The 26,231-nt window shown below is 68.7% G+C and carries 26 protein-coding genes and 1 tRNA gene; 4 read left to right on the top strand and 23 right to left on the bottom strand.

Features of this window, described 5'->3' with window-relative positions; all coding sequences use genetic code 11:
* Positions 1-19: 19 nt before the first annotated feature.
* From B7K20_RS00955 to B7K20_RS00935, 5 genes are all read right to left on the bottom strand, one after another.
* The gene (locus B7K20_RS00955) at positions 20-478 is read right to left on the bottom strand and encodes a hypothetical protein (protein ID WP_084099638.1); all 459 of its coding nucleotides are present in this window, start codon (positions 476-478) and stop codon (positions 20-22) included.
* A gap of 403 nt (positions 479-881) precedes the next feature.
* A tRNA-Thr gene (locus B7K20_RS00950) sits at positions 882-954 on the bottom strand.
* 240 nt (positions 955-1,194) lie between these two features.
* Complete coding sequence (locus B7K20_RS00945; RefSeq protein WP_084099637.1) at positions 1,195-2,034, bottom strand: thioredoxin domain-containing protein; 840 nt, start codon at positions 2,032-2,034, stop codon at positions 1,195-1,197.
* 42 nt (positions 2,035-2,076) lie between these two features.
* A complete protein-coding gene (locus tag B7K20_RS00940) occupies positions 2,077-2,562 on the bottom strand; it encodes a MauE/DoxX family redox-associated membrane protein (RefSeq protein ID WP_084099636.1) in 486 nt (161 codons plus the stop codon).
* A gap of 119 nt (positions 2,563-2,681) precedes the next feature.
* Positions 2,682-4,325: a serine/threonine-protein kinase gene (locus B7K20_RS00935; RefSeq protein WP_159449283.1), complete on the bottom strand. Its 1,644-nt coding sequence runs from the start codon at positions 4,323-4,325 to the stop codon at positions 2,682-2,684.
* Between the two features lie 165 nt (positions 4,326-4,490).
* Between B7K20_RS00935 and B7K20_RS00930 the strand changes: the two genes are divergently transcribed.
* A complete protein-coding gene (locus B7K20_RS00930) occupies positions 4,491-5,642 on the top strand; it encodes an ABC transporter ATP-binding protein (protein WP_084099634.1) in 1,152 nt (383 codons plus the stop codon).
* Between the two features lie 215 nt (positions 5,643-5,857).
* Positions 5,858-7,177 (top strand): DUF4032 domain-containing protein, encoded by a 1,320-nt coding sequence (locus tag B7K20_RS00925; RefSeq protein ID WP_084099633.1) that lies wholly within the window; start codon positions 5,858-5,860, stop codon positions 7,175-7,177.
* A 183-nt stretch (positions 7,178-7,360) separates the two neighbouring features.
* Here the strand turns inward: B7K20_RS00925 and rlmB are convergent, their stop codons facing one another.
* The 5 genes from rlmB to B7K20_RS00900 all read right to left on the bottom strand — a co-directional run bounded on the left by rlmB (position 7,361) and on the right by B7K20_RS00900 (position 11,555).
* Positions 7,361-8,311, bottom strand: a complete 951-nt coding sequence (gene rlmB, locus B7K20_RS00920) for a 23S rRNA (guanosine(2251)-2'-O)-methyltransferase RlmB (RefSeq protein WP_084099632.1) — start codon at positions 8,309-8,311, stop codon at positions 7,361-7,363.
* A gap of 182 nt (positions 8,312-8,493) precedes the next feature.
* Positions 8,494-9,909 carry a cysteine--tRNA ligase gene (cysS, locus tag B7K20_RS00915; protein WP_084099631.1) on the bottom strand — a complete coding sequence of 472 codons (1,416 nt, stop codon included), beginning with the start codon at positions 9,907-9,909 and terminating at the stop codon, positions 8,494-8,496.
* A gap of 10 nt (positions 9,910-9,919) precedes the next feature.
* Positions 9,920-10,408 carry a 2-C-methyl-D-erythritol 2,4-cyclodiphosphate synthase gene (gene ispF, locus B7K20_RS00910; RefSeq protein WP_200808994.1) on the bottom strand — a complete coding sequence of 163 codons (489 nt, stop codon included), beginning with the start codon at positions 10,406-10,408 and terminating at the stop codon, positions 9,920-9,922.
* Entirely contained in the window at positions 10,405-11,076 is a 672-nt protein-coding gene (locus B7K20_RS00905; protein ID WP_084099630.1) for a 2-C-methyl-D-erythritol 4-phosphate cytidylyltransferase, read from the bottom strand. The genes ispF and B7K20_RS00905 overlap by 4 nt, the downstream gene beginning before the upstream one ends.
* Positions 11,073-11,555 carry a CarD family transcriptional regulator gene (locus tag B7K20_RS00900; protein WP_084099629.1) on the bottom strand — a complete coding sequence of 161 codons (483 nt, stop codon included), beginning with the start codon at positions 11,553-11,555 and terminating at the stop codon, positions 11,073-11,075. Before B7K20_RS00900 ends, B7K20_RS00905 begins: the two co-directional genes overlap by 4 nt.
* Before the next feature lie 275 nt (positions 11,556-11,830).
* Between B7K20_RS00900 and B7K20_RS00895 the strand changes: the two genes are divergently transcribed.
* The gene (locus tag B7K20_RS00895; protein ID WP_084099628.1) at positions 11,831-12,301 is read left to right on the top strand and encodes a hypothetical protein; all 471 of its coding nucleotides are present in this window, start codon (positions 11,831-11,833) and stop codon (positions 12,299-12,301) included.
* 415 nt (positions 12,302-12,716) lie between these two features.
* Here B7K20_RS00895 and pstB read toward each other — a convergent pair whose 3' ends face one another.
* From pstB to B7K20_RS00865, 6 genes are all read right to left on the bottom strand, one after another.
* The gene (gene pstB / locus B7K20_RS00890; protein ID WP_084099627.1) at positions 12,717-13,496 is read right to left on the bottom strand and encodes a phosphate ABC transporter ATP-binding protein PstB; all 780 of its coding nucleotides are present in this window, start codon (positions 13,494-13,496) and stop codon (positions 12,717-12,719) included.
* A 20-nt stretch (positions 13,497-13,516) separates the two neighbouring features.
* Entirely contained in the window at positions 13,517-14,509 is a 993-nt protein-coding gene (pstA, locus tag B7K20_RS00885) for a phosphate ABC transporter permease PstA (RefSeq protein ID WP_084099626.1), read from the bottom strand.
* Positions 14,509-15,507 (bottom strand): phosphate ABC transporter permease subunit PstC, encoded by a 999-nt coding sequence (pstC, locus tag B7K20_RS00880; RefSeq protein WP_084099625.1) that lies wholly within the window; start codon positions 15,505-15,507, stop codon positions 14,509-14,511. Before pstC ends, pstA begins: the two co-directional genes overlap by 1 nt.
* Before the next feature lie 102 nt (positions 15,508-15,609).
* Positions 15,610-16,767, bottom strand: a complete 1,158-nt coding sequence (locus tag B7K20_RS00875; protein WP_144018456.1) for a phosphate ABC transporter substrate-binding protein PstS — start codon at positions 16,765-16,767, stop codon at positions 15,610-15,612.
* A 237-nt stretch (positions 16,768-17,004) separates the two neighbouring features.
* Entirely contained in the window at positions 17,005-17,700 is a 696-nt protein-coding gene (locus B7K20_RS00870) for a response regulator transcription factor (protein WP_084099623.1), read from the bottom strand.
* A complete protein-coding gene (locus tag B7K20_RS00865) occupies positions 17,697-18,809 on the bottom strand; it encodes a cell wall metabolism sensor histidine kinase WalK (RefSeq protein WP_144018455.1) in 1,113 nt (370 codons plus the stop codon). Before B7K20_RS00865 ends, B7K20_RS00870 begins: the two co-directional genes overlap by 4 nt.
* 145 nt (positions 18,810-18,954) lie before the next feature.
* Here B7K20_RS00865 and phoU point away from each other — a divergent pair, with 145 nt between their 5' ends.
* Positions 18,955-19,614 carry a phosphate signaling complex protein PhoU gene (gene phoU / locus B7K20_RS00860; RefSeq protein ID WP_084099621.1) on the top strand — a complete coding sequence of 220 codons (660 nt, stop codon included), beginning with the start codon at positions 18,955-18,957 and terminating at the stop codon, positions 19,612-19,614.
* Between the two features lie 224 nt (positions 19,615-19,838).
* Here the strand turns inward: phoU and B7K20_RS00855 are convergent, their stop codons facing one another.
* The 7 genes from B7K20_RS00855 to nadC all read right to left on the bottom strand — a co-directional run bounded on the left by B7K20_RS00855 (position 19,839) and on the right by nadC (position 26,193).
* On the bottom strand, positions 19,839-20,582 hold the full coding sequence (locus B7K20_RS00855; RefSeq protein WP_084099620.1) for a phosphoglyceromutase: 744 nt from the start codon (positions 20,580-20,582) through the stop codon (positions 19,839-19,841).
* Between the two features lie 48 nt (positions 20,583-20,630).
* Positions 20,631-21,632: a metalloregulator ArsR/SmtB family transcription factor gene (locus B7K20_RS00850; RefSeq protein WP_084099619.1), complete on the bottom strand. Its 1,002-nt coding sequence runs from the start codon at positions 21,630-21,632 to the stop codon at positions 20,631-20,633.
* Positions 21,633-21,707: 75 nt separating this feature from the next.
* On the bottom strand, positions 21,708-22,763 hold the full coding sequence (locus B7K20_RS00845; protein WP_159449282.1) for a beta-propeller fold lactonase family protein: 1,056 nt from the start codon (positions 22,761-22,763) through the stop codon (positions 21,708-21,710).
* 77 nt (positions 22,764-22,840) lie between these two features.
* Entirely contained in the window at positions 22,841-23,161 is a 321-nt protein-coding gene (locus tag B7K20_RS00840) for an Lsr2 family protein (protein WP_084099617.1), read from the bottom strand.
* Positions 23,162-23,316: 155 nt separating this feature from the next.
* Positions 23,317-23,562, bottom strand: a complete 246-nt coding sequence (locus B7K20_RS00835) for a hypothetical protein (protein WP_084099616.1) — start codon at positions 23,560-23,562, stop codon at positions 23,317-23,319.
* A gap of 1 nt (position 23,563) precedes the next feature.
* A complete protein-coding gene (gene lysS, locus B7K20_RS00830; protein ID WP_084099766.1) occupies positions 23,564-25,024 on the bottom strand; it encodes a lysine--tRNA ligase in 1,461 nt (486 codons plus the stop codon).
* 245 nt (positions 25,025-25,269) lie between these two features.
* Positions 25,270-26,193: a carboxylating nicotinate-nucleotide diphosphorylase gene (gene nadC / locus B7K20_RS00825; RefSeq protein WP_234985641.1), complete on the bottom strand. Its 924-nt coding sequence runs from the start codon at positions 26,191-26,193 to the stop codon at positions 25,270-25,272.
* Between the last annotated feature and the right edge of the window lie 38 nt (positions 26,194-26,231).

Here is a 26,231-nt window from a genome sequence, read left to right as displayed (position 1 = left end):
GGAGAATGCCTGTGCGTCGCTAGAGTGCCGTACCTGCGATGATCACGACGGCGTCGCCCAGGTCCGAGCTCACGGTAAGCGCGGGCGTGAACGAGGTCCACTCGGCGACATTGTCATCTGCCGTAGCGCCGTTGTCCGCGATCGAGGCCACGTTGAGGTCGAGAGTGCCCGCATCGGCGGTCGTTGCGTCGTCTCCGTCGACGTCGTAGTCGAGCGCGAGCGAAAGGTTCTCGCCAATGCATGCGTCGGCGATGCCGGTGACCGCAATCTTGGTGATCGCGTAGGAGGACTCGTCGTACTCGTAGTCGACCTTCACCGTGTCGTCGCAGGCCTCGAAGGTGCCCGTGCCGAGAGCAACCTCCGTGTCCGTGTCAACTGTCAGCGTGGACGCCGACGCGACCGACAGGCCCGCCACACCCACGATGCCCAGCAGCACCGCCGCGAACTTGCGCTTGTTCTTGTTGTTCTTCTCAGCCATGTTCCGTCCTCAGTAGTTTTTGGGGCGCACTCCACCCCTCATGAGTGGGTGCCATCTCGGCGTGAGTCCGTTCTCGACCAGTGGTCAATAGGTGACTTGCTTCACATCTCGACGCCTGATGTATCGGATCATGGCCTGAAAAACGTGAGGTAATTCACATGCCACGCATGGATCACACGGTTTCGATGCCAATTCGTGACGTCAGTGGCATGCTGCACTCCACGAACCGGACAAAGCGCTTGGGTCCTAGGTCCCGGTTCCGAAGCGGCGCGACGGACGGCGGACAACGTGGAGGCGCACGCGGGCGGGCGGAGCGACGCTGAGTCGCTACGCACCAAGGCGGTGCGGGCGCGTCGGCGAGAAGGTCAGCGCGACGCGCGTCGAGGCGAACGCGGGAAAGAAGAGCTGACAGCGGGACTCGAACCCGCAACCCCCGTATTACAAGTACGGTGCGCTACCAATTGCGCCATGCCAGCAGCGGCAAGCCCAGGCCCGCCGTCGCAACAGGATACCGAGAGCCAGCCACGGCATCGGCCGCCCATCCTCGCGGCGGGCGCCCCAAGAGCCACTTAGTGCCCGAGAATCGCGAGAAGCGGGCACTAACGGGTTCACAGGACGCGACGGTCCGGCCATCGGGCACTCAACGGCTCCCCGGACGCAAAACAACACCCCGCCGGCCACACGGGCCGGCGGGGTGCCGTCAGAAGCAGGAAGCGTTACTCGGTGACCGTCACGGTCCCCGCGTTGACGTCCGCGACGTACTGGGCGAGGGCGCCGGGCTGGAAGTACATGACGTCGTTCTCCTGCTCGAGCACCTTGCCGTCGGCGAAGGAATCGCCGGGGTCCGCCATGCGCAGGGTCGGGGTGCCGGGCACGCCGTCCTGCGAGGACTGGTCGGTCGCGGCGATGACCCACTTGGTGAACTCACCGTCGGTGAAGGTGTCGGCCACCTCCTGCGGCACGCCCACGCCCACGGCGATATCGGCGATCTCGGTGTCGGACAGGCCGTCCGTGCCCTCGGCGGGCTGGTTCTCGAACATCGCGGTCTGGAAGGCCATGAAGTGCTCGGGAGCGGCGTCCGCGACCGTGGCGGCGGCGTTCGCGGCACGCGTGGAGAAGTTGGTACCGTTGGAGTAGCGGTCAAGGATCGAGATGGGGTGCACGTAGAGCGCGACGGAGCCATCGGCAACCATGGCGTCGATGTCCTCGCCGTTGGTCTCCTCGAACTGGCCACAGATGGGGCACATGAAGTCGAGGTAGACGTCCAGGCGCGCGGCGTCCTCCGGGCCAGCCACACCGGCGATCGCGTCGGAGCTGATCGGAATGCCGCCGCTCGAGTCGGCTCCCGTCGGCGCGACAGCGTCCGCGGACTCGAGGTCCGGAACGTCGCCCGAGCGCACAATGAAGTAGACGACGCCCGCGAACAGCAGGATCACAGCGATCACGGAGATGCCGATGATGGCGGCGGTGCGACGCTCCTGCGCCTTCACCTGCGCCTGCGCGGCCTTGCGAGCCTGCGCGGCGCGCTCGTTCTTATTGGACTTGTTCGAGGCCATGGATCGGCTTCCTCCAGCAACGGGGGTCGGGATGGAAAGAGTCTAGACAGGCTTGGGCGACAGCCAGTTGTCGACCGAGAACTTCGATCGCGGCCAGATCGCCAGGTAGAGGCCGAGCACGATGAATCCGGCGCGCTCGAGCATGTGAACGGGATAGTTGGTGGTGCCCTCCGCGACATCGCCGCCGCCGCCAAAGCAGCCGCAGTCGATCGACAGACCCTGGCTCCAGGCGTAGATGACGCCGATCGAGAAGCCCACCATCATGAGCAGCCAGACAACGGCCGCCCAACGGGTGAAGAGGCCCGCCGCGAGCACGACCGCGAGCGCGAGCTCGAAGAACGGCAGCATGGTGCCCACGAACGGCACGATCGCCTCGGGCAGCAGCCGGTACGCGCGCACCGCGATGATCGACTGCGGAATATCCAGCATCTTGGGGATCGCGGCGGCCACCAGGATGATGGCCATGGCCAGACGGACCAGGGTCGACAGCCACGGCTGCACGGAGGTCCATCGCTCGGCGGCGGTCATTGATCAGTCTCCTCAGGCACGATCAAGCGTTCCCGGGCAGGGAACTTGTCGCTTCAACGTACCGTAGGCAGGCCAGGTTCCCAGGACCTTTGGTCCGTCGCAGACGGCCGATGCCAGGGTCAGGATGGGAGGTCGGGTAGCGGCCACCAGACGGGTTCCGTCAGCAGCAACACCACGAGCGTCATGACCGCGAGAGCGACGACGGCGACCACGACCCACGCGGTCGATACCCCGCGCGTGGGCGCGACGCCGGACACGGTGCGGTGCGCGCCCTCGCGCGTGAGCTGGGCCCACGGCCCCCACCACAGCGTGGCCTCGGCGGCCAGGCCCGCGACCACGAGCACGATCGCATGCCCCCACGTCTGCGCCTCGAGGCTCGCCCCGGCGACGGTCTGTGAACTCACCAACCACCAGCCGAGCGCACCCACGCCGACGCCCACGACCGCGGCCAAGAGGATTGACGGCAGAGCCTCCCCCGCGGCGCGCAGCAGGTGCCACGGCAAGCCGATGGTGTGGAGCGCTGCATCGCCGCGGCGCTGGCCGCGTTTGGCGCGCGCGGCCGCGAGCGCCATCGCTCGTCGCTGGACCGTCCGCACCACGATCGCGGAGACCACCATGAAGAGGAAGGTGATGACGGGGGCGAGCGCGGTGGCCGATGCCGTGGCGACGGCGAGCGCAGCGATCACCACCTTCCGGCGGGGCGAGGCGGGCAGCACCACCTGGGCCGGTTCGCCGTCCGATTCGCCCTCGAGGAGCCCGTCGAAGTCCTCTGGCGAGTCTGGGTCGGTGTCGCTCGCCACCGGCCACACCTCTGTCGCGCCGCCGTCGCCCACGGAGGCCGGGGTAAAGGTGCGCACAGGCTCGGTGACGTCGGAGTCGTCGGCGACCACGGCATCGGCCGTATGAGACATCACCGCGGTGGGGGCGATGGCGCCCATGACGGCGGTCGGGTCGATCCCTCCGGAACGAGACAGCACCGTGGTCTCGCCTCGCAGCGCGGCGACGACCTCGCGCGGGGCGGGCCGGGCGTCGATGTCGCGGCCGAGCGCGGCGGCGAGGGCGTCGGCGCCGGTGAAGTCGGGCAGCTCGATCTTGGCCTCGAGGGTCTTCGAGATCGCGCCCGTCCCGGAACCGAACGGAGCCTTCCCTGTCGCGGCGTAGGCAACAGTGGCCGCCCACGACCACTGGTCGGCGACCATGCCGGGCTCCTCGCCATCGATCACCTCGGGGGCGACGTAGCCGGCGGTGCCGGAGACCAGGCCGTCGCGCGTGAGGCGGTCGTCGGTGGTGAGGTGCGAGAGGCCAAAGTCGATGAGGACCGGGCCGTCGGGTCCCATCATGATGTTCGACGGCGTGACGTCGCGGTGGACCACCCCTGCGGCGTGGACCGCCTCGAGGGCCGATGCCATACGCTCGGCGAGGTCGGCGAGGGCTCCGTCGCGCATCGGCCCGTCTTGCTGGACGTAGTCCCACAGGCTCGCGCCGGGGATGTACTCGAAGACCACGAACGTCTCGTCGGCATCGAGCTCGGCGTCCAGGATCGACGGCACCGCGGGGTGCTTGAGGGTCTGCAGGGCGTTGACCTCGCGCTCGAGGCGCAGGGCCGCGACCTCATCCGCGCGGGCGTCCACGAGCTTCAGCGCTGCGGCCGCTCCCCCGCCGTCGAGCACCTTGTAGACGGCACCAGAACCGCCCCTGCCGAGCTGCTCGACGATGGTGTAGCCACCGATCTCGTCGCCCGGTTCGCGTGCTCGCACTGCCATGGCGTCAACGCTACATGCAGGCAGGTTGGACATCCCTGACCGTTGTGGGAAGATATGGCCAGTCGTCGCAACGGTTGCGGCGGCTAGTGTCACTGTGGACACCACACCGGCACTCTTCACCACGGATCGTCTGGCACGTACCTGCCAGTGAAGGGAAGCATCACTATGGCCACCGTTACCTTCGACAAGGCGTCGAGGATCTACCCGGGGACCGAGCGTCCTGCCGTCGACTCGCTTGAGCTCGACATCGCGGACGGCGAGTTCCTCGTTCTCGTCGGCCCGTCCGGCTGCGGAAAGTCGACCTCGCTGCGCATGCTCGCAGGCCTCGAGGACGTCGACAAGGGCAGCATCTACGTCGGTGACCGCGACGTCACCCACGTCCAGCCCAAGGACCGCGACATCGCAATGGTGTTCCAGTCCTACGCGCTGTACCCGCACATGACCGTCGCGGACAACATGGGCTTCGCGCTCAAGATCGCCAAGGTCGACAAGGCGGAGATCCGCCAGCGTGTCGAGGCCGCCGCGAAGATCCTGGACCTCACCGAGTACCTGGACCGCAAGCCCAAGGCCCTCTCGGGTGGTCAGCGTCAGCGTGTTGCCATGGGCCGCGCCATCGTCCGCCAGCCGCAGGTGTTCCTCATGGACGAGCCGCTGTCGAACCTCGACGCCAAGCTCCGCGTCCAGACCCGTACCCAGATCGCCGCCCTCCAGCGCCGCCTGGGCACCACCACCGTCTACGTCACGCACGACCAGGTCGAGGCGCTCACCATGGGTGACCGCATCGCGGTCCTCAAGGACGGCCTGCTCCAGCAGGTCGGCACGCCGCGCGAGATGTACGACGCCCCCGCCAACGTGTTCGTCGCCGGCTTCATCGGCTCGCCCGCGATGAACATCGGCACGTTCAACATCGATGGCGGTTTCGCCAACGTCGGTGGCAACAAGATCGCCCTCGAGCGCGACGTCGTCGGCCGCATGGGTGACGCGGACGCCGGAAAGCTGATCATCGGCTTCCGTCCCGAGTCGCTCGACCGCGTGGCCCCCAACACCGAGGGCGCGTTCCCGGTCGAGGTCGTCGTCGTGGAGGAGCTCGGCTCCGACGCGTTCGTCTACGGCCAGCTCGCCAAGCCCGTCGGCATCGCCGAAGAGGCCGTGTCCGACGCCGGTCAGGTCATCGTGCGCGTTGACCCCCGCGACGTGCCCAAGAAGGGCGAGAACGTGTGGGTCAAGATCCGCCCGGGCGAGCAGCACGTCTTCTCGTCGGCCACCTCGGACCGCCTGTCCGACGCGGTGACCACCGACAAGTCGGCGACCGTCTAAGCACCACGCAGTTTCACGCCGAAGGGGCGGTCCGGGGAAGCCCGGGCCGCCCCTTTCGCTGTGTCCACCCGCCCCCGCCCCGTCCCCCCTCTCGTGGCGGGTATCGGTACACCAGGAGACATCACCTGCCCGGCCGGCCGATGCCGTGGCGGGGCGCCGTACGAAAGCCCACCACGGCATCGGCCGCTGTCCGTGGTGAGCCCTAGAGTGGTGCCATGGCCCTGAAGATCACCGGCGCGGTTGACCCTGAACTGCTGGACCTGCCGTGGTCCGTTCCGCTGGAGACGTGGCCCAAGGACACCCTTGCGGCTCTGCCTCGCGGCATCTCTCGCCACGTGGTGCGGTTTGTGCGCTTCCGCGGGCGCGTGCTCGCGGTCAAGGAGACCGTCGCACCCATGGCCACGCGCGAGTTCGACATGCTCAAGGAGCTGGGCCGCATGGGTGCGCCATGCGTGGTGCCTTTCGCGGTGGTCGACGGGCGTGTGGACGAAAACGGCGAGGAGCTCGCCGCCGCGCTCGTCACCGAGCACCTCCAGTTCTCGCTGCCGTACCGTGCGCTGTTCAGCCAGGCGCTGCGCGACAACACGCTGACCCGCCTGATCGACGCGCTCGCAGTGCTGCTAGTGCGCCTGCACCTGCTGGGCTTCTATTGGGGCGACGTGTCGCTGTCGAACGCGCTGTTCCGCCGCGACGCCGAGGCGTTCTCTGCCTATCTGGTGGACGCCGAGACCGGCGACCTGCACCGCGACCTCACGCCGGGCCAGCGCGCGTACGACATCGACCTGGCGCGCACCAACATCATCGGCGAGATGTTCGACCTGCAGGCCGCCGCCGAGCTCGACGACGCCGTCGACCCGCTCGAGGTGGGCGACCGCATCGAGGAGCGCTACAAGGAACTGTGGAACACGCTCACCGAGAAACAGACCTACCGTGAGAACGTTCGCAAGCACGTCGCCGCGCGCGTGCAGGCGCTGAACGACCTGGGCTTCGACGTGGGCGAGCTGGACATGACGCAGACCTCGGACGGCTCGGAGCTCACCATCCGCCCCAAGGTCGTGGACGCAGGCCACCACTCGCGCCGCCTGCTGCGCCTGACGGGCCTCGACGTGCAGGAGAACCAGGCACGACGCCTACTCAACGACATGGACGAGTACCGCGTGGTCATGGGGGGCGAGGAGGATGAGGTGCTCGCCGCGCACGAGTGGCTCGCCGACGTCTTCGAGCCCACCGTGCGCGCGGTGCCGCGCGAGTACCGTCGCAAGCTCGAGCCCGCGCAGGTGTTCCACGAGGTGCTCGACCACCGCTGGTTCCTCGCCGAGAAGGATCCCTCGGTCACCATGCCCGAGGCCGTCGCGTCCTACGTCAAGAACGTGCTTCCCACGCACCCCGACGAGCAGGCCGTGCTGGGCCACGAAATCTCGGAGTTCGAGGACGGGGTCGACGCCGCCGGCGTACCCGTACCGCGAGAGGCGCCCACGCACACCACGATGATCCACGCGTGGCAGAACCTGCCGCGCACGGGGCAGTTGGACTAGGGCGCGCTCCTCGCGCGCCGCTCTTGCGCGCCGCTCTTGCGCGCCGCTCTTGCGCGCCACTCTTGCGCGCCACTCTTGCGCGCCGCTCTTCCGCGCCACTCTTGCGTCCTGTGAGGAGGTGGGTGCGAGTTTCGGGCGCGGAACTCGCACCCACCTCCTCACAGGACGCGGCGGCCCTGGCTCTTAGCCCAGCCGGCGGCCCGCCTCGTACAGCGCGATCGATGCGGCCACGGAGGCGTTGAGGCTCTCGACCTCCCCGATCGGGATCGACACGATCTGGTCGCACGTCTCGCGCACCAGGCGCGAGATGCCGTCACCCTCGGAGCCCACCACGATCACGAGGGGGCCGTCGAGCAGCTGCGACTCGTGCAGGTCCACCTCTCCGCCGGCATCCAGGCCGATAACGAATCGGCCGGCCTTCTTGTAGGCCTCGAGCGTGCGGGTGATGTTGGTGGCGCGGGCCACGCGCAGGCGGGCCGCGGCACCAGCCGAGACCTTCCACGCGGCCACGGTCACGCCTGCCGCACGGCGCTCGGGGATGACGATGCCGGCGGCGCCAAAGGCCGCGGCCGAGCGCATGATCGCGCCCAGGTTGCGCGGGTCCTGGATACCGTCGAGCACGGCGATGGGGCCATCCGCGTCGACGAAGTCCTCGGGGTCGGCGTACTCGTACGGCGGCACCTCAAGCGCGACGCCCTGGTGCGGGCTGCCGCCGGCCAGGCCGTCGAGCGTGGCCTTGGTCACCTCGCGCACCGGCACGGAGTTCTCGACAGCGAGCGACACGATCTCGGTGACGCGGTCGTCGGCGTCGATGCGGTTGAACACGAGCAACGTGGTCGCGGGCACGCCCATCCGCAGCGCCTCGAGCACGCTGTTGCGGCCGATCGCGAGCTCGTTCGAGGATGAGGTGCGGTCGCGGGGCGTCACGCGACCCTTGCCCTGGGGACGCTTGGCGGCCTCCGCCTCGGCCTTCTTCTTGGCCTTGTACGCCTTGTGGTTGGGTCGGTCCTCGGCCCTAGGGGTCGGCCCCTTGCCCTCGAGCGCCTTGCGCCCGTGCCCGCCGGTGCCGACGGTCGCGCCCTTCTTGGAGCCCGCGTTGCGAGTCGCGCCGCGGCGCTTCGAGTTACCTGCCATGGGGATAAGGGTAGTCGCCGAGGGCGGGGCTTCGCTTGCACGGTCGGTTTGGCCCACAAGTGTGACGCGTGGGGCCTGTGTGGTCAGTGGGATGACCCCATGGGTCACACCGCACTCATGAGTCACATCCGTGGGCCAAACCGACGGGTGGGGGCGCGGGTAGGAGTCGGCGCCCTGAGGGATTAGTCCTGGAGCGACCAGCGGGCGCCGTCGGCGCCGTCCTCGACCACGATGCCGGCCTCGGCGAGGCGGTCGCGGATCGCATCGGCGGTGCCCCAGTCCTTGGCCGCACGGGCGGCGGCACGGGCCTGTATGTCGGCCTGGACCAGGGAGTCCAACGCGGTCATGGCAGAGTCGGCACCGGAGTCCGCGGCCGCCCACGTGTCGCTCGCCGGGTCGAGCCCCAGCGAGTCGAGCATGGCCCGGACGGACAGGAGCGACTCGGCGACCACGGCATCGTCCCCGCTAGTGAGAGCGGCATTGCCGGTCCGCACGGTCTCGTGCACGTGCGCGAGGGCGCGCGGCACGGAAAGGTCGTCGTCCATCGCCTCGACGAAGGGCTCGGGCAGCGCGGCGGCACGCACCTCGTCAAGACTCAACGCACCCACGCGGTCCGAGGCACGCGTGACGAATCCCGCGAGGCGGTTCCACGTCGCGGTCGCGTCTTCCATGGTCTGCTCGGAGTATTCGAGCATCGAGCGGTAGTGCACCTGCGCGAGGGCCAGGCGGAGCGCCGCGGCTGGATAACGCGACAGCACCTCGGACACCAGCAGGCCGTTGCCCAGGGACTTCGACATCTTCGCGCCCGACTGGGTGACCCACGCGGAGTGCATCCACAGCTGCGCGAAGTCGTAGCCCGCGCCACGCGACTGCGCCTGCTCGTTCTCGTGGTGAGGGAAACGCAGGTCGAGGCCACCCCCGTGGATGTCGAAGGCATCGCCCAGGAAGCGCCGCGCCATCGCCGAGCACTCGATGTGCCAGCCGGGACGGCCCGGTCCCCATGGCGAGTCCCAGGAAGCGGTCTGGGGCTCCGTCGCCTTGCGCGCCTTCCAGAGGGCAAAGTCGCGCGGGTCGTGCTTGTCGTCGGCGGGGGCATCGGGCGCCGGCGTGAGGTCGTCGAGCGCCTGGCGGGTGAGCGAGCCGTAGTCGTCGAAAGAGCGCACGTCGAAGTACACCGAGCCGCTCAGCTCGTAGGCGTGGCCGCGCTCGATGAGGCGTGCGACGAGCGCGATGATCTCCGGGATGTGGCCGGTGGCGCGCGGTTCGGCCGCGGGCGGCAGCACACCCACGGCGGCATAGGCGGCCTGGAACTCGCGCTCGTAGGTGAGCGCCCACTGCCACCACGGGACACCGGCCTCGGCGGCCTTGGCGAGCGTCTTGTCGTCGATGTCGGTGACGTTGCGCACCATGGTCACCTGGTGGCCGGTGCGCTCGAGCCAGCGCTGCAGCACGTCGAACGCGACGGCGCTGCGCAGGTGACCCACGTGCGGGCTGCTCTGCACGGTGGGGCCGCACAGGTAGATGCCGACCTTCCCGGGTTCAAGCGGCTCGAAGGCGCGCTCGGTACGGGTCGAGGTGTCGAACAGCGTCAGAGTCACGCGAGCCAGGCTACCGGTCAGATGCAGGGAAGACGAGTGCCGTCGCGATCGCGGCGATGCCCTCGCCGCGGCCCGTCAGCCCCAGCCCGTCGGTCGTGGTCGCAGACAGGCTCACTGTCGCCTGGATGGCCGATGCCATGGTCGCCTCCGCCTCCGCCCGCCTAGGTGAGAGCTTGGGCCGGTTGCCGAGAATCTGCACCGCGACGTTGCCGATCTCGAAGCCCGCCTCGCGCACGCGTCGCGCCGTCTCCTCGAGCAGCGCGACGCCCGAGGCGCCGGCCCACTCGGGACGGTCGGTGCCGTAGTTGGAGCCCAGGTCGCCCAGACCCGCGGCGCTCAGGAGCGCGTCGCAGGCGGCGTGGGAGGCACAGTCACCGTCGGAGTGACCCGTCAGCGGGGTCTCGCCGGGCCACGTGAGGCCCGCGAGCGCGAGTATGCCGTCGCCGGGCTCACCAAAGGCGTGGACGTCGACGCCCTGGCCGATGCGGGGAATGGTCACGCGTTCTCCTTACGGCTCGCGACAATGGCCGATGCCACGGCGAGGTCGCGTGGTCGTGTCACCTTAAGGCCGTCCTCGTGCCCGTCGACCGCGACCACACGGTAACCGAGCGCGCGGGCGAGCGTGGCGTCGTCAGTCGCGCCGGCCTCGCCGCGCCGGTGCGCGTCCAGGATGGCTGCGGCGCGGAACGTCTGAGGCGTCTGCACGGCACGAAAGGCGGCGCGATCGACCGGATCGCCGAGGGCTCCGTCCGCGGCGGGGGCCGCGACAAGCGTGTCGACCACGTCGACGACGGGAACGGCCCCATCGGCGCCGGTCAGGACTGCATCGACCGTGGCCCGCATGACGTCCGTGGGCTGAAACGCACGGGCGGCGTCGTGGATGAGGACGACGTCGTCATCCGTGAGTGCCAACGCGACCAGTCCCGCGTGCACGGAACCCTGACGCGAGTCCGCGCCGGCGACCACGGTTGCCCCAGGGACGGCGGCACGGAACTCGTCGAGGTGAGACGCGGGCGCCGTGACGACCACGGCATCGGCCACCTGGGTGATGGCGCGCACCGCCCAGGCGACAAGGGGCAGGCCTCCGACAGGCACGAGGGCCTTGGGGAGGTCGGCGCCCAGTCGGGTACCGGAGCCGGCGGCCGTAACGACCGCCGCGGTGGTCACGAGGCGAGGACCTCGTCCAGGCGCTTCTCCGCCGTCTCCTCGTCGCACTTCTCGGCCAGGGCGAGCTCGCTCACGAGGATCTGGCGAGCCTTGTGCAGCATGCGCTTCTCACCAGCGGACAGGCCCTTGTCGGTGTCGCGGCGGGACAGGTCGCGGACGACCTCTGCCACGCGGATGACATCACCCGACGCGAGCTTCTCGACGTTGGCCTTGTAGCGACGCGACCAGTTGGTGGGCTCCTCGATGTAGGGCTCACGCAGCACGTCGAAGACCTTCTCGAGGCCCTCCTTGTCGACGACATCGCGGACGCCGACAAGGTCGACGTTCTCCGCGGGAACCTCAATAGTGAGGTCTCCCTGCGCCACCTTCAGCTTGAGGTACGTCTTCTCCTCGCCCCGAATGATGCGCTTCTTGATGTCCTGGATCTGCGCCGCACCGTGGTGCGGGTAGACGACGGTCTCGCCGACGGCAAAGTTCATGGTGCAGTGTGCCCCTTCGTAGAGATCCATAGTCTAACATTCCGCCCCTGTGAATAACAGGGGCGTCATTTGGGGCGGACCGCTCGCGCGCGTGGACGTGCACGTGCGCCCGCTCACGAGCGCCCGCACGTGGGCGCGCGCGGGCGGTCGCGCACGCCTGCGCACCACCGCCCGTGTGCGCGCTGGTGCACGCGTGTGTGTGCGCACGGCAAAGACGGTGCCGCGCGCTCTCGCGGCCCAGTATCCTGGTCGCAGTCTCCCCGGAAGGAACCGCAGTGAAGCTCACCGTCCCCGCCCGACTCGCCGCCGCGTCGCTGGCCGCCGTCGCGCTCGCCGGATGCTCCTACGTGAACCCCATCACGACCCACAAGAACTACTCGGCCTCCGATGGCACGCAGTTGGTGGTGGGCGACGTCTCGGCGCTGAACCTCATCGTGCTCGCCGAGGAAATCGACGCGCCGGCCACGCTCATCGGCACGCTCGTCAACGAGTCGGACGAGGATGTCGCGCTCGACATCTCGATCGACGGCCAGTCGACGACCTCCCTCACGCTGGAGGCCGGCTCCACCGTGAAGCTCGGCCCGGCCGACGGCGACACCGAGGTCTCGGGCGTCGCGGTGGCCGCTCCCGGCTTCATCGCGAACGTCGCGTTCGCTGCAGACACTGTCGACGTCCACGCCGTCGAGGTGCCCGTCATGGACGGCACGCTCCCCGAGTACGCGGACCTGGTCGCTGAGATCGGCTGACGCTCCACTCTTCTCACCAAGGCCTCGGCTCCCTCTGCGGGAGTCGGGGCCTTCGTGCATCCTGGCACCCGCCACGTCCGACACAGCCCCACCACGGCCACGGTCATCGGCGACCAGTTCTGTTGAGCCCACGGCTGGGACTGGCGTGACGTGTGTGACTGACGCGCATCACCGTGAGTCACACCAGCCACATGGGTCGCAGCCGTGGGCCAAACGGCACTGGGGGCGGGCCCGGCCCCACCACAGACAGAACGAACCGGAACGGAGGTCGACACGCGCGGACGACCACGCCGTTGGCCGCCTGGAGACGGCGTGGCGCAGCCGGATCCGGTTCACACTGTCCAAGGGGCGGCGGCCCGGGAACGCCAAAGGGCGCCGATGCCTCAGCACCGACGCCCTCAGCGACTGCGACGGATCAACCGAAGCGGCCCGAGATGTAGTCCTCGGTGGCCTTCTCGGACGGGGTCGAGAACATCACGGGCGTCTCGTTCATCTCGATGAGCTTGCCGGGCTTGCCGGTGCCGGCGATGTTGAAGAACGCGGTGCGGTCGGACACGCGAGCGGCCTGCTGCATGTTGTGCGTCACGATGACGATCGTGTACTGGTCCTTGAGCTCGGCCATGAGGTCCTCGATGGCGAGCGTCGAGATGGGGTCGAGCGCGGAGCAGGGCTCGTCCATCAGCAGGACGTCGGGCTTGATGGCGATCGCGCGCGCGATACACAGGCGCTGCTGCTGGCCACCCGAGAGCGACGAGCCGGGACGGTCAAGGCGGTCCTTGACCTCGTTCCACAGGTTGGCGCCGCGCAGCGACTCCTCGACCAGGTCGTCGGCCTGCGACTTCGACACGCGCTTGTTGTTCAGGCGGTAGCCGGCCAGCACGTTCTCCGCGATCGACATCGTGGGGAACGGGTTGGGACGCTGGAACACCATGCCCACGTGGCGGCGCACGGTGACGGGGTCGACGTTGTCGCCATAGAGGTTGACGCCGTCGATGAGCACCTCGCCCTCGACGCGGGCGCCGGGGATGACCTCGTGCATGCGGTTGAGGGTGCGAAGGAACGTCGACTTGCCGCAACCGGACGGGCCGATGAACGCGGTGATGGACTTGGGTTCGATCGACAGGGAGACGTCTTCGACCGCGAGGAACTCGCCGTAGTAGACGTTCAGGTTGTTGATGTCGATGCGCTTGGACACTGCTGGCTCCGGTTCTGGCCCTAGCGGCCGGACTTGGGGGAGAAGAACTTGGCGATGAGTCGGGCGACGAGGTTCAGCGCCATGACGATAAGAATGAGGACGAGCGCGGCCGCCCAGGCGCGGTACTCCGGGATCTCGGCGATACACGCGGTGTTGTCGGGGCTACACGGGATCGCGCCGGCCTCGTACTCCGAGATGATGTAGACCGGCAGGCTCATCATGCGGCCGTCGAAGAGGTTCCAGTTCATGGAGTCCGCGACACCCACGGCGACCAGGAGCGGCGCCGTCTCACCGACCACGCGCGCGATGGCGAGCGTGATACCGGTGGTGATACCGGCGATCGAGGTGCGCAGCACCACCTTGAGGATGGTGAGCCACTTGGGCACGCCGAGTGCGTAGGAGGCCTCGCGCAGCTCGTTGGGCACCAGGCGCAACATCTCCTCGCTCGAGCGCACCACGACCGGGATCATCAGCACGCTCAGCGCGATCGCGCCCACGATGCCCAGCTTGGTGCCCGGTCCCACGAGGATCGCGAACAGCGCGTAGGCGAACAGACCGGCGACCACGGAGGGGATACCCGTCATGACGTCCACGAAGAACGTGATCGCCTTCTGGAGGGTTCCCTTGCCGTACTCGACCAGGTAGATCGCGGTCAGCAGGCCCACGGGCACCGAGATCACGGTCGCGGCGAGCGTCATCATCAGCGTGCCGACGATGGCGTGGCTAATACCGCCGTACGGGGCCTCGCCGCCGAAGATGCCGCGCATGGTCTGGTTGAGGAACTCGAGGTTGAAGCCGCCGTCGCGGCCCTCGGCGTCCGAGATCATGAAGCGGTCGATGCCGTTGATGACGACCGTGACCATGAGCCAGATCAGGGGGATGACGGCGATGACGAAGGCGCCGTAGATGAGGCCCGTCATCATCGCGTTCTTGGTGCGGCGCGACGCGGAGATCTCGCCGAAGGCCGATGCGCCGTCCCGGGTGGGCGCGGCGGTGGTCTGGGTGGCGGCCATCAGTTCGCTCCCGAGAAGTCCTTGCGGCGGGAGACGACCCACCGCGCGAGCATGTTGACCAGCAGCGTGATCACGAACAGCGCCAGGCCCATCGCGATGAGCGAGTTCACACCCATGGCGTTGGCCTCGGGGAACTGCAGCGCGATGTAGGCGGCGATGGTGTTGTGCTGGTTGGGCTGGAGGATCGCGGCCGAGAACGTCAGTCCGGGGCTGATGATCATCAGGACGGCCATGGTCTCGCCGAGCGCGCGGCCCAGGCCCAGCATGGTCGCGCCGATCATGCCGGAGCGTCCGAACGGGAAGACGGCCATCTTGATCATTTCCCAGCGGGTGGCGCCCATGGCGAGGGCGGCCTCCTCGTGCAGCGTGGGGGTCTGGAGGAATACCTCGCGCGACACGGCGGTGATGATCGGCAGGATCATGATCGCGAGGACGATGCCCGCGCTCATAGCCACGCGGCCGGTGAAGATCTCGCCCGACTCCGGCGGCGCGAACAGCGGGATGAAGCCCAGGTAGTCCGCGAGGAACTGGTAGAAGGGCGTGAGGAACGGCACCAACACCGCGACGCCCCACAGGCCGTAGACCACGGAGGGCACGGCCGCGAGCAGGTCGATCATGTAGCCCAGGCCCTGCGCGAGGCGGCGTGGCGCGTAATGCGAGATAAACAGCGCGATGCCGATCGCGACGGGGGTCGCGATCAGCAGGGCGATGATCGAGATCACCAGGGTGCCGAAGATCAGATAGCCGATGATCTCCATCAGCGACTGGCCGTCTTCGGGCTTGATGAAGGAGACGGTCTCTCCGAGCTCCTCGGAGGACATCGCGAGCGCGGGCCACGCCTCAGCGAGGAGGAAGGTCGCCACCGCAGCGAGGGTGATGAGGATCAAGGCGCCGGCGCCGGTGGACAGCCACCGGAACACGCGGTTGGCGGCGGCTCCCGGGTGGGTGCCGTAGTCGTTCTCGGCGGGCGCCTCAGGCGAGGAGGTGCTCTGTGTCACGCGCGGGTCTCCCTCAGGGTGAGCGTCGTGGTGGTGGTGAACATGCAGTGGTGGGCCCACCCTATCCGGGTGGGCCCACCTCTGCGTGAGGCCCTGTCAGGATCAGGCGGCAGCCGCGATTCCGTCGAGGATCTCGGTGATCTGAGCGGACAGCTCGTCGGTCAGCGGGGCGATGCCGGCCGCGTCAGCGGCAGCGGCCTGGCCCTCGGCCGAGGCGACGTACTTCTCGAACTCGGTGACCAGCGCGCGCTCGGTCTCGTCGTCGTACTGCGAGCAGACGATGTGGTACGAGACCAGGGTCAGCGGGTAGGCCGACGAGTCGGTCGTGGTGCGGTCGATCGCGAACGCGAGGTCGTTCTCACCGTTGGCCTCCTCCGACAGGGGCGACGCGGCGACGATGTTCGCGGCGGCCTCGGGCGAGAAGGGCACGTACTCCTCGCCGACCTTGATCGCGACGGTGCCGAGCGAACCGGCGCGCGAGGCGTCGGCGTAGCCGATGGCGCCGTTGGTCGAGGTGACCGTGTCGACGACGGCCGAGGTGCCGTCGGCACCTATCGACTGGTCGGCGGCGGTCGAGAACTCCTTGGTGGCCTCGTAAGGCCAGGTGCCGTCCGACGCCTGCTCAAGGTAGTCGGTGAAGTTCTCCGAGGTGCCGGACGAGTCCGAGCGGTAGACCACGGTGATGGTGGTGTCGGGGAGCTCGACGCCCTCGTTCTGCGAGGCGATGGCCTCGTCGTTCCAGGTGGTGATGTTGCCGTCGAAGATGTTCGCGACGGTCTCGGCGTCGAGGTTCAGCGTGCCGACACCCTCGAGGTTGAAGATGATCGCGACGGGCGAGATGTACATGGGCAGGTGGTAGGCGCCACCGTCGCCGTCGCAGCGCTCGACGGCCTGCTCGTACTCGCCGGCCTCGAGGAGACCATCCGAGCCCGCGAAGGGCACGGCGCCCGACAGGAACTGCTCGATGCCGCCGCCGGAGCCGACGGGGTCGTAGCCGACGGTCACGTCGGGGTACATGTTCTGGAAGCCCGCGCGCCAGGCGTCCATGCCGGACTCCTGCGACGAGGCGCCGGCGCCCTGCAGGTTGCCGGAAAGCTCAGCGGTGGCCTCGGCGGTCTCGCTGCCCTCAGCGGCGGCGGTCGCGGTGGCCTCGGGGGCCTCGGACTCGGTGGTGGCCTCGTTCGAGGGCGAGCAGGCGGCGAGCGCGAACGTCAGCGCGGCGGCCGAGATCACGGCGCCAGAACGGATTGCGATCTTCACAGTGGGGTTCCTCACATGGATGGGAAGTCTGCTTGAGTTTCCGGCTTCCTGCCGGACGAGTCCAACGTAGGGACGCTAGGTAACGCCACGAAGGGCCTTAACTGAAGTTCCGGTGAACGTTCGGTGAACGAGGCACCCCTCGAGGTGCGCCGTTATCGATTCGTGATGTAGAGACGGCCGATGCCGTGGCGGGGTTTCGTACGAAACTCCGCCACGGCATCGGCCGCTGTCAATCCCTTACCCCTCGAAGGTGTAGCCCACCCCGCGCACGGTCTGGATGAGACGCGGGTGCGAGGGGTCCGCCTCGATGCGGCCGCGCAGGCGCTTGATGTGGACGTCGAGGGTCTTGGTGTCGCCGAAGTAGTCGGCGCCCCAGACGCGGTCGATGATGACCTGGCGCGGCAGCACGCGGCCGGCATTCTGGGCCAGCAGGTGCAGCAGCGAGAACTCCTTGGGCGGCAGCGACTGGGCGTCCTCGCCACGCACCACGGTGAGGCGCTCGGGGTCGAGGGTGATGCCGGCGACGGTGAGGCGCTCGGGCTCGTCGGGGAAGTCGGTCGCGCCGGCGCCCTGGCGGCGCAGCACGGCGCGGATGCGGGCGACCAGCTCGCGCGCGGAGTACGGCTTGGTGACGTAATCGTCGGCGCCCAGCTCGAGGCCGATGATCTTGTCGACCTGGTCGTCCTTGGCCGTCACCATGATGATCGGCACGTTGGAGCGCTCACGAATCTCGCGGAACACCTCGGTGCCGGACATGCGCGGCAGCATGAGGTCGAGCAGCACCACATCGGCCCCGTCGCGCGTGAATGCCTCGACGCCCTGCACGCCGTCGGCGGCGAGGATGACCTCGAAGCCTTCACGTCGTAGCAGGTACTTCAGTGAATCTCGGTAGGACTCTTCGTCCTCGACGACGAGGATGCGGGCCTCGCTCATTGCTCCTCCTGATGGGCGGTAAGGCGAATGGTGAAGGTCGAGCCGACTCCCGGCTTGGACCACACGTCGACGGTTCCGGAGTGCTGCAGGATGACGTGCTTGACGATGGACAGGCCCAGGCCGGTGCCGCCGGTGCTGCGCGAGCGGGCGGCGTCGACCCGGTAGAAGCGTTCGAAGATGCGTTCCTGATCGGCGCGCTCGATGCCGATGCCCGCGTCGATGACCTTGAGGACCGCGGCGCCGGCCTCGGTCTCGAGCGAAACGGTGACGTTCGCGGAGTCGTCCGAGTAGCTGATCGCGTTATCCACCAGGTTGCGCACGGCCATGACGAGCAAGTCGTGGTCGCCCATCACGAGGGGGCGCGTGCGGATGTCGGCGACCAGGTGCACGTGCTTGGACTCCGCGTGCATCTCGGCGCCCTCGCACACCTCCTCGATCACGGCCGCGAGCGACAGCTCGTGGTGGTCTACGACGGACTCGCCGCCCTGCAGGCGCGAGATCTCGATGATCTCCTGGATGAGCTTGGTGAGGCGGCGCGACTCTTTGCGAATCTTCTTCGCGAAGCTGCGCACCATCTCGGAGTCGTCGGGGTTGTCCTCGATGGTCTCTGCCAGGAGCGATAGTGCGCCCACGGGCGTCTTGAGCTCGTGTGAGACGTTGACGGCGAACTCGCGCCTGGTGAGCTCGGCGGCGTGGCGTTCGGTGTCGTCGTTGGCGACTGCGAGCGCGAGGTCATCCGACAGCGGGGTGACGCGCACGTGCACCACCGAGTCCACGCCGAGCACGCCGCGGCTGACGACGATGTCGTCCTCGCGTTCGGCATCGGCCGCCCAGGCGATCTCGGCGAGGTCTGCGACGCCGGGGTGGAGGGCGCCGTCGGGCCGGGTGACGCCGAGCGCGCTGGCCGGGGTGTTCGAGAACGCCGCGCGACGGTCGCGCCGCACCAGGATCGCGCCCGAGTGCAGGGCCGCGAGCACCTCACGCGTGCGGTGGGGAACGAGGGTGTTGGCCTGGGCCTTCTTGCGCTCGGCGCGCCACCGGGTGAACGCGAGGAAGCCGGCACCGAGGAGCGCGCCGGCCACTAAGGCCAGCCATGTCTCCGTGGTCATGTGGTCACAGTAACGAGCAGATGACGAGTTCACCCAACGTTTCCCGTTCGTCACCCGATGTTCACCGAGGCACCTGGGAGAACCTTTCGCGCGCGCTCGGCGCAGTGACACACTAGGGGGCGGACGACAGCCCCTAAGGAGAGTCATGCGCACGCTGTTCAACGCCGAGATGTCGGACCTCGCCGGCGATCTCATCACCATGAGCCGCCACGTCGAGTCCGCGATCACGCGAGCCTCCGAGGCACTGCTCACCCAGAATGTGGAGCTGGCCCAGGCCGTCATCGCCGACGACGTCAAGCTCGACGAGATCGAGCGTCTTGTCGACGAGCGCTGCGTGCTGCTCATCGCGCAGCAGCAGCCGGTAGGCCTGGACCTGCGCACGATCATCTCGTCGCTGCGCATCTCCGCGTCGCTCGAGCGCATGGGCGACCTGGCCCAGCACATCGCCGAGGCCGCCAGGCGCGCGTTCCCCGACAGCGCCGTTCCCGCCGGTCACGCCGAGATCTTCGCCGGAATGACCGAAGCCGCGAAGAAGGCCGCGAACGAGTTGGTGCTGCTGCTCGAGCAGCGTGACCTCAACACCGCCGCCGGCATCGTCTCCGACGACGACACCCTCGACGCCCTCCACTCCGAGTCCTACAAGACACTGCTGGCCGAGGGCTACACCGGCTCGGTCCAGGAGACGCTCGACATCGCGCTGCTGGCGCGCTTCTTCGAGCGCTTCGGCGATCACGCCGTCGCGGTCTCGCGCCAGATCGTCTACTTGGTCACGGGCGACCACTCGGGCTCGCGCGCGGTCTTCTAAGCCGCTCCCCCGTCTTCTCGTCAGCCCCGGGCCCGCTGGTCCGGGGCTGACGTGCGTTTGGGGTGGTGGGCTCAACCGCCCGCTTCCTGTGAGGAGGCGAGGTCAGCCGCGGGTCGGGGCGCCGCAGGCCCCGGACACAGCAACGGGGCCCTCACCCGAAGGCGAGGGCCCCGTTGGTGTCGGCCACGCAATGAGAGGGTGACCGAGCGTCCTGAAACCGGAGGTTACTTCTTGCCCTGGTTCGCGACGGCCTGGATCGCGGCGGCGGCGGCGTCGGCGTCCAGGTAGCGGCCACCAGCGGTGACGGGCTTGAGGGTCTCCTCGTCGAGCTCGTACACCAGCGGGATGCCGGTGGGCACGTTCACGCCGACGATGTCGTCATCCGCGATGCCGTCGAGGTGCTTGATGATCGCGCGCAGCGAGTTGCCGTGTGCGGCGACGAGCACGGTCTTGCCGGCCTTGAGGTCCGGCACCACGTCCGACTCCCAGTAGGGCAGGGCGCGCTCAAGGACGTCCTTGAGGCACTCGGTCTGCGGCACGGGCTCGCCCGCGTAGCGGGGGTCGCCGGCCTGGCCGTACTGGTTCTCGGCGCTGATGGGCGGCGGCGGCACGTCGTACGAGCGACGCCACGTCATGAACTGCTCCTCGCCGAACTGCTCGAGGGTCTCGGCCTTGTTCTTGCCCTGCAGGTCGCCGTAGTGACGCTCGTTGAGGCGCCAGTTGCGCTTCACGGGGATCCAGTGGCGGTCGGCGGCGTCAAGCGCGAGGTTCGCGGTCATGATCGCGCGGCGCAGGAGCGACGTGTGGACCACGTCGGGGAGGAACCCCTCCTCCTTGAGCAGCTCGCCACCGCGGACGGCCTCGCCCCAGCCCTTCTCGTTGAGCTCAACATCCACCCAGCCGGTGAACAGGTTCTTCGAGTTCCAGTCGCTCTCGCCGTGGCGGAGCAGGATCAGTGTGTAGGTCATGGTTTCAGCGTAGCGCCGATGCGCCTGGCACGGCCCGGGACCGAGGACTCACGCGGGCAGGATCTCGTCCAGCAGCGCGCGCACCCTGGCATCGATGTCCGCGACGATCTCGTCGACGCCTGCGGAGGAGGCGAGCGCGGGGTCGCCCACCTTCCAGTCCTCGTAGCGCTTGCCCGGGTAGATGGGGCAGACGTCGCCGCATCCCATGGTGATGACGACGTCGGAGGCCCGCACGGCATCGTCCGTCAGCGGCTTGGGGAACGCCGCCTCTCCCCCGCCGATCGCGTCGAGCCGGACGCGCACCGAGTCGTGGACGTCGGCCGCGGGCATGGACCCCGCCGAGCGGACCACCACCGCGTCCCCCGCGTACTTGTGCAGCAGCGCCGCGGCCAGCTGCGAGCGGCCCGCGTTCTGGACGCACACGAACAGGACCTGGGGCGGGTGGGTGGAGTCGGCACTCTCGGCTTTGCGCAGGTCAGAGAGGCGTTGGTGCGCGAACCGTCGCGTGAGCGGCACCAGGTGCTGGCGGATGGTGGCGCGCCGCGCGAGTGCGGCGTAGGACTCGTGCACCACGCGCTCCACGATGCGCTCGCCGAGTTCGGGGAACAGTCCGGTGAGCCGCTCAACCACCTCCACGAGCGCACGGTCCACGCTCTCAAGTGCGCGGTCCTGGACCGGAGCAGCATGGCCGCCACTCGCGGGCACCAGCGTCTCGAGCAGCCCGCGCACCGCGGGCACGAAGTCGGGCGCCACGCGGTAGTAGATCCACGTGCCGCGCCGCTCGGATTCGACGAGCCCCACCTCGCGCAGCGTCTTGAGGTGGTGCGAGACCGTGGGCCCGCTCACGTCCGCAAGCTCGGAAAGGTCACACACGCACGCCTCACCCTGGGGCGCCGAGGCGATCATCGCGAGCATCCTCAGCCGCAGCGGGTCGGCCACGGCCTTCAGCACAGCGGTAGCGCGCGCCGCAAGGACAGGGTCGACGGTGTGAGCCTCGAGCGCCGTGTGGACGCAGCTGTCGTGGTCGGGGTGGGCGGCGACGGTGGTCATGGCGGGCTCCTCAGGCTCTATTTCGATCTACATCTATTTAGACATAGATCGAAATAGAGCGCAAGAGATGGCGCGCTATCCCTCCATGACAAAGGCCGGGCTGGGCAGTCCGGCCGATGCGTAGGGAAGCTCCTGCATGAGGCCCGCCTCGGGCTCGGGGGCCAGGGCGAGGACGTCGGCGAGCGCATAGGTGCGCACCTCGTGTCCTCGCTCGCAGCCCACATGGAGTCTCTCGCCCACGACGGCAAAGTGGCGCGGCCAGTGGCCAGCGTCGAACGAGCCGCGGTAGCGCACCTCGCCCTCGGGCGAAAGATCATGCACGGCGATGACGTCCGCGCCACGCACGCCGACCAGCAGCACATCGTCAACCTGCAGGATGCCCGAGGAGTCGCGCGCCCCAGCGGTGCGGGCCTCGGCGGTGGTCGCCGGGACCTGAGCGATGAGATCGGCCGATGCCGTGGCCGGCTCCCAGCGCAGCGTCAGCACCGAGGTCGACAGCTCCCCCACCACGTAGATGAGGTCGCCGTTCACGGCGAAGTGGCGTGGTCCCGTGCCCGGCGGCAGCGCGGCGGCGATGCCGTCCTCGTCGAGCAGCCCGTCGGGGCGAAGCGCATAGCGGCGCAGTTCGTCGGTGCCCAGGTCGCACACCAGCAGGTGCTTGCGGCCGGGGGCGTAGCCCACAAAGTGAGCGTGGGAGGCCTCCTGGCGTGCCTCGTTGGGGCCAGATCCCGCATGGGCGAACACCTGCCCGGGCTCCTCGTCCTCGAACAGGCCGTCGTCGCCGATGCGGATGACCGAGAGCTCGGAAGAAACGTAGTGCGTGAGGTAGAGGGTGAGCGCGCCGGCGGCGAGCATGCCGTGGCACGCCGAGGATCCGCCGGTCGGGATGCTCGCGACCACGCGGGGCGACTCGGGGTCCGACACGTCGACCGCGTGCACCTGGGAGCCCTCCGACTCCGAGATCGCGTAGATCAGCGGCAGGCTCGGATGGGCGACCAACCACGAGGGTGCGTCGAGAGCGAGGGCGAGGGTGGCATCGGCCGGCGTCTGTCGCCACAGCCCCTCCCCCATGCCGGTGGGCGTGCCGAGGCCCGCCTCGGGGAAGGTGCCCCACCACAGTTGATCGGTCATGTCATCTCCATTGGTGCATGGAACACGGTCGGCCCCGCCCCGAGCGTGGGGCGGGGCCGAACGTGCGGAAAGAGTGGTTAGTGGGCTTTGGCGTACGCCTCGCGCACCTCGGTCGAGATGCGTCCGCGCTCCGAGATGTCGAAGCCGTTGTCCTTGGCCCATGCGCGAATCTTCGCGACGTCGTCACGGCGGCCGGCCGCGGCCCGGGCGGTGCTGCGCTTGGTCGAGACCTTGCGAGCCACCGAGGTCCAGTGCTCGAACGAGCCTCGCATTTCCGCCGCATGGTCAGCGGAGAGGTCAATCTCGTAGGAAATGCCGTCGAGGGAGAAACTCACGGTCTCAGTGGCCTCGCCTCCGTCGATATCGTCGACAAGAACGACCTTCACCTTTTGCGCCATCGAAAAATCCTTTCTATAAAGGTTTTCCTAGAGTCACATATCGGACACCCGCGCGTCAACTTTCCGGAACCCTGATTTCTTGGCTAAACGAGGAAATCCCCCTCAGGAAGGATTCCTGAGGGGGATTTGCCGCGATTATCGCGCCTACATTCTCATTACTGAGACTCGTCGGAGGCGGGTGCGGGCGCGGGGGTTGCCACACTAGCCGCGCTCGAGCCCTGCTCGGGTGAGCCGGAGGGAGAGCCGGCCACGGCATCGGCCGCCTGCTGTTCGTCGATGCGCGCGAGCGCCTGGCGCTCGCTACGGTCGGCACGGATCACGGCGCGCATCGCGAGCCAGAACACCAGCGCCACGCCGATGGACGGGATGATGCCGACCGCGACCGCCTGCCAGGTGGACATCTCAGGCCTCGGGCTTCACGAGCGGGAAGGTGATGGTCTCGCGGATGCCAAGGCCGGTGAGCGCCATCAGCAGGCGGTCCATACCCATGCCCATGCCGCCGGCGGGGGGCATCGCGTACTCCATCGCGGTGAGGAAGTCCTCGTCGAGCTGCATCGCCTCGTCGTCACCTTGGGCGGCCATGCGTGCCTGCTGTTCGAAGCGTTCGCGCTGGATGACGGGGTCGACGAGCTCCGAGTATGCGGTCGCGAGCTCGAAGCCGCGCACGTACAAGTCCCACTTCTCGACGATGCCGGGGATGGAGCGGTGGTCGCGCGTGAGCGGGCTGGTCTCGACCGGGAAGTCTCGCACAAAGGTGGGGGCCGTGAGGTCCGAGCCGACGTGGTGCTCCCACAGCTCCTCGACCAGCTTGCCGTGGTTGATGCGCTTGGGGTCGACGGACAGCTCGACCGCGTCGCACAGCTGTTGCAGCTCGGCCACCGAGGTCTGCGGCGTGATCTCCTGGCCCAGGGCCTCGGAGAGCGAGCCGTACATGGTCATCTCGGTCCACTCGCCGCCCAGGTCGTACTCCTCGCCGTCGGCAAGCGTGACGAGCGTGGTGCCGAAAACATCCGTCGCGGCGCCCTGAATGAGCTCGCGCGTGAGGGTTGCCATGGTGTTGTAATCGCCATAGGCCTCGTAGGCCTCCAGCATGGAGAATTCCGGCGAGTGCGAGGAATCCGCGCCCTCGTTGCGGAAGTTGCGGTTGATCTCGAAGACCTTCTCGACGCCGCCCACGACCGCGCGCTTCAGGAAGAGTTCCGGCGCGATACGCATATACAGGTCGATGTCATATGCATTCATGTGTGTAATGAATGGGCGGGCCGCAGCGCCGCCGGGCTGGGTCTGGAGCATCGGAGTCTCGATCTCCAGGAATCCGCGGGAATGCAGGCTCTCGCGAAGGCTCCGCATCACACCCGCGCGGTGGCGGACGGTGTCGCGGGCCAGCGGGCGGGCGATGAGGTCCACGTAGCGCTGGCGCACGCGGGACTCCTCGGACAGCTCCTTGTGCAGCACCGGCAGGGGGCGCAGGGCCTTGGCGGCGATGGCCCACTCGGCTGCGAACACCGAGACCTCGCCGCGGCGCGACTTAATGGCGCGGCCCTTGGCGAACAGGTGGTCGCCCAGGTCAACATCGGCCTTGAACGCCGCGAGCGACTCCTCGCCCACCTCCGCGAGGCTCAGCATCAACTGCAGGCGTTCGCCCGCCCCGTCCTGAACGGTCGCGAAGCACAGCTTGCCCGTGTTGCGCACGAACACCACGCGGCCGGCGACGGCGACGATGTCCTGGGTCTCTTCGCCGTCCTCGAGGTGCGCGTACGTGGACTTCACCTCCGCGATCTCGTGGGTGCGGTCCACGGACACCGGGTACGCCTGGCCACCCTCGGCGATCAGGCGGTCGCGCTTGGCACGGCGCACCTTCATCTGCTCGGGGAGGTCGTCGACTACGGGGGTGTTCTGCTCAGTCACGCCCTCTAGGGTACCCGCGCGCGTTCGCTCCCCCGCCGCCCCCGTACCGCCCAACACACGGCTGGGACGGTTGTGGCGGATGGGGCGGGTGGGGATTCACACCAGCCCCGTCACTCTCATGCGCCCCAGGTGTGTGTTGAGCGGTACGCGGATGGGTGGTTGGGGGATGGTGGGTGCGGCGCGGGGCCAGGGTGCGCCGGTCAGTCGAGGTCGAGCGCCAGGTCGATGATGGGGCTCGAGTGCGTGAGCGCGCCCACGGACATGAAGTCCACGCCCGTCTCGGCGACCGTCCGGGCCGTCGCGAGGGTGAGGCCGCCGGTGGCCTCGAGGCGGACTGGCCCTACCTCGGCCTCCAACCCGCGTACGACGGCTACGAGGGCCCGCATGGCATCGGCCGTCATGTTGTCGAGCATCAGGAAGCGGGCGCCGGCGGCGATGGCCTCGCGCGCCTGCTCCTCGGACTCGACCTCGACCTGCACAGGGACCTCGGGGAAGCGACGCGTAACCGCCTCGATCGCGGCCGTGATGGAGCCCGCGGCCACGATGTGGTTGTCCTTGATCATCGCGCAGTCGAACAGGCCGTGGCGCTTGTTGACGCCGCCGCCCATGCGCACGGCGTACTTCTGGATCTCGCGTAGGCCGGGCGTGGTCTTGCGGGTGTCCAGGACGCGGGTGCCGGTGCCGTCGAGGACGTCGACCCACAGGCGGGTGTGGGTGGCGACGCCGCTGGCGCGGGACAGGAAGTTCAGGATGGTGCGCTCGGCGATGAGGACCACGTGGCCGGGTCCCTCGATGGTCGCGACCGCGGTGCCGGCGGTCAGGGCGTCGCCGTCCTCGGCGTGCAGTTGGATGCTGGGACGCGGGAGGCTCAGGCGCTCGGCGACCTGGATGAGCACCTCGGCGATGACGGGCGCGCCGGCGAGGACGCCGTCGGTGCGCATGACGATGCGGCCGGCGACGTTGTCCGACGCGGCGATCGTGGCCTGGGTGGTGACGTCGCGGCCGGGCTCCGAGCCGAGGTCCTCGTCGAGGGCCTGGGCGACGGCCCCCGCGAGCCATGAGGCGCTCAAGGGCCGGGTCTGGTCGCGGTCTTCCGGGTGAATCATGTCTTCAGGGCGAATCACGGCGACTAGCGTAGCCCGGTCGCGGCGCCGGGGCGGCC

The sequence above is a fragment of the Demequina sp. NBRC 110051 genome (assembly GCF_002090055.1).
Classification (GTDB): domain Bacteria; phylum Actinomycetota; class Actinomycetes; order Actinomycetales; family Demequinaceae; genus Demequina.
Note: the sequence above shows the minus strand (reverse complement) of the source record. Positions and strands in the feature narration are given on the sequence as shown.

Bases quoted from the DNA above. Each gene is read 5' to 3' on its own strand.
- B7K20_RS00850 (WP_084099619.1), bottom strand. From the start codon at position 21,632: ATGACCACCGTCGCCGCCCACCCCGACCACGACAGCTGCGTCCACACG.
- B7K20_RS00845 (WP_159449282.1), bottom strand. From the start codon at position 22,763: ATGACCGATCAACTGTGGTGGGGCACCTTCCCCGAGGCGGGCCTCGGC.
- B7K20_RS00930 (WP_084099634.1), top strand. From the start codon at position 4,491: ATGGCCACCGTTACCTTCGACAAGGCGTCGAGGATCTACCCGGGGACC.
- B7K20_RS00870 (WP_084099623.1), bottom strand. From the start codon at position 17,700: ATGAGCGAGGCCCGCATCCTCGTCGTCGAGGACGAAGAGTCCTACCGA.
- phoU (WP_084099621.1), top strand. From the start codon at position 18,955: ATGCGCACGCTGTTCAACGCCGAGATGTCGGACCTCGCCGGCGATCTC.
- pstA (WP_084099626.1), bottom strand. From the start codon at position 14,509: ATGGCCGCCACCCAGACCACCGCCGCGCCCACCCGGGACGGCGCATCG.
- B7K20_RS00925 (WP_084099633.1), top strand. From the start codon at position 5,858: ATGGCCCTGAAGATCACCGGCGCGGTTGACCCTGAACTGCTGGACCTG.
- lysS (WP_084099766.1), bottom strand. From the start codon at position 25,024: ATGAAGGTGCGCCGTGCCAAGCGCGACCGCCTGATCGCCGAGGGTGGC.
- B7K20_RS00955 (WP_084099638.1), bottom strand. From the start codon at position 478: ATGGCTGAGAAGAACAACAAGAACAAGCGCAAGTTCGCGGCGGTGCTG.
- B7K20_RS00940 (WP_084099636.1), bottom strand. From the start codon at position 2,562: ATGACCGCCGCCGAGCGATGGACCTCCGTGCAGCCGTGGCTGTCGACC.
- B7K20_RS00865 (WP_144018455.1), bottom strand. From the start codon at position 18,809: ATGACCACGGAGACATGGCTGGCCTTAGTGGCCGGCGCGCTCCTCGGT.
- B7K20_RS00840 (WP_084099617.1), bottom strand. From the start codon at position 23,161: ATGGCGCAAAAGGTGAAGGTCGTTCTTGTCGACGATATCGACGGAGGC.
- B7K20_RS00855 (WP_084099620.1), bottom strand. From the start codon at position 20,582: ATGACCTACACACTGATCCTGCTCCGCCACGGCGAGAGCGACTGGAAC.
- B7K20_RS00935 (WP_159449283.1), bottom strand. From the start codon at position 4,325: ATGGCAGTGCGAGCACGCGAACCGGGCGACGAGATCGGTGGCTACACC.
- B7K20_RS00945 (WP_084099637.1), bottom strand. From the start codon at position 2,034: ATGGCCTCGAACAAGTCCAATAAGAACGAGCGCGCCGCGCAGGCTCGC.
- B7K20_RS00900 (WP_084099629.1), bottom strand. From the start codon at position 11,555: ATGAACTTTGCCGTCGGCGAGACCGTCGTCTACCCGCACCACGGTGCG.
- B7K20_RS00835 (WP_084099616.1), bottom strand. From the start codon at position 23,562: ATGTCCACCTGGCAGGCGGTCGCGGTCGGCATCATCCCGTCCATCGGC.
- rlmB (WP_084099632.1), bottom strand. From the start codon at position 8,311: ATGGCAGGTAACTCGAAGCGCCGCGGCGCGACTCGCAACGCGGGCTCC.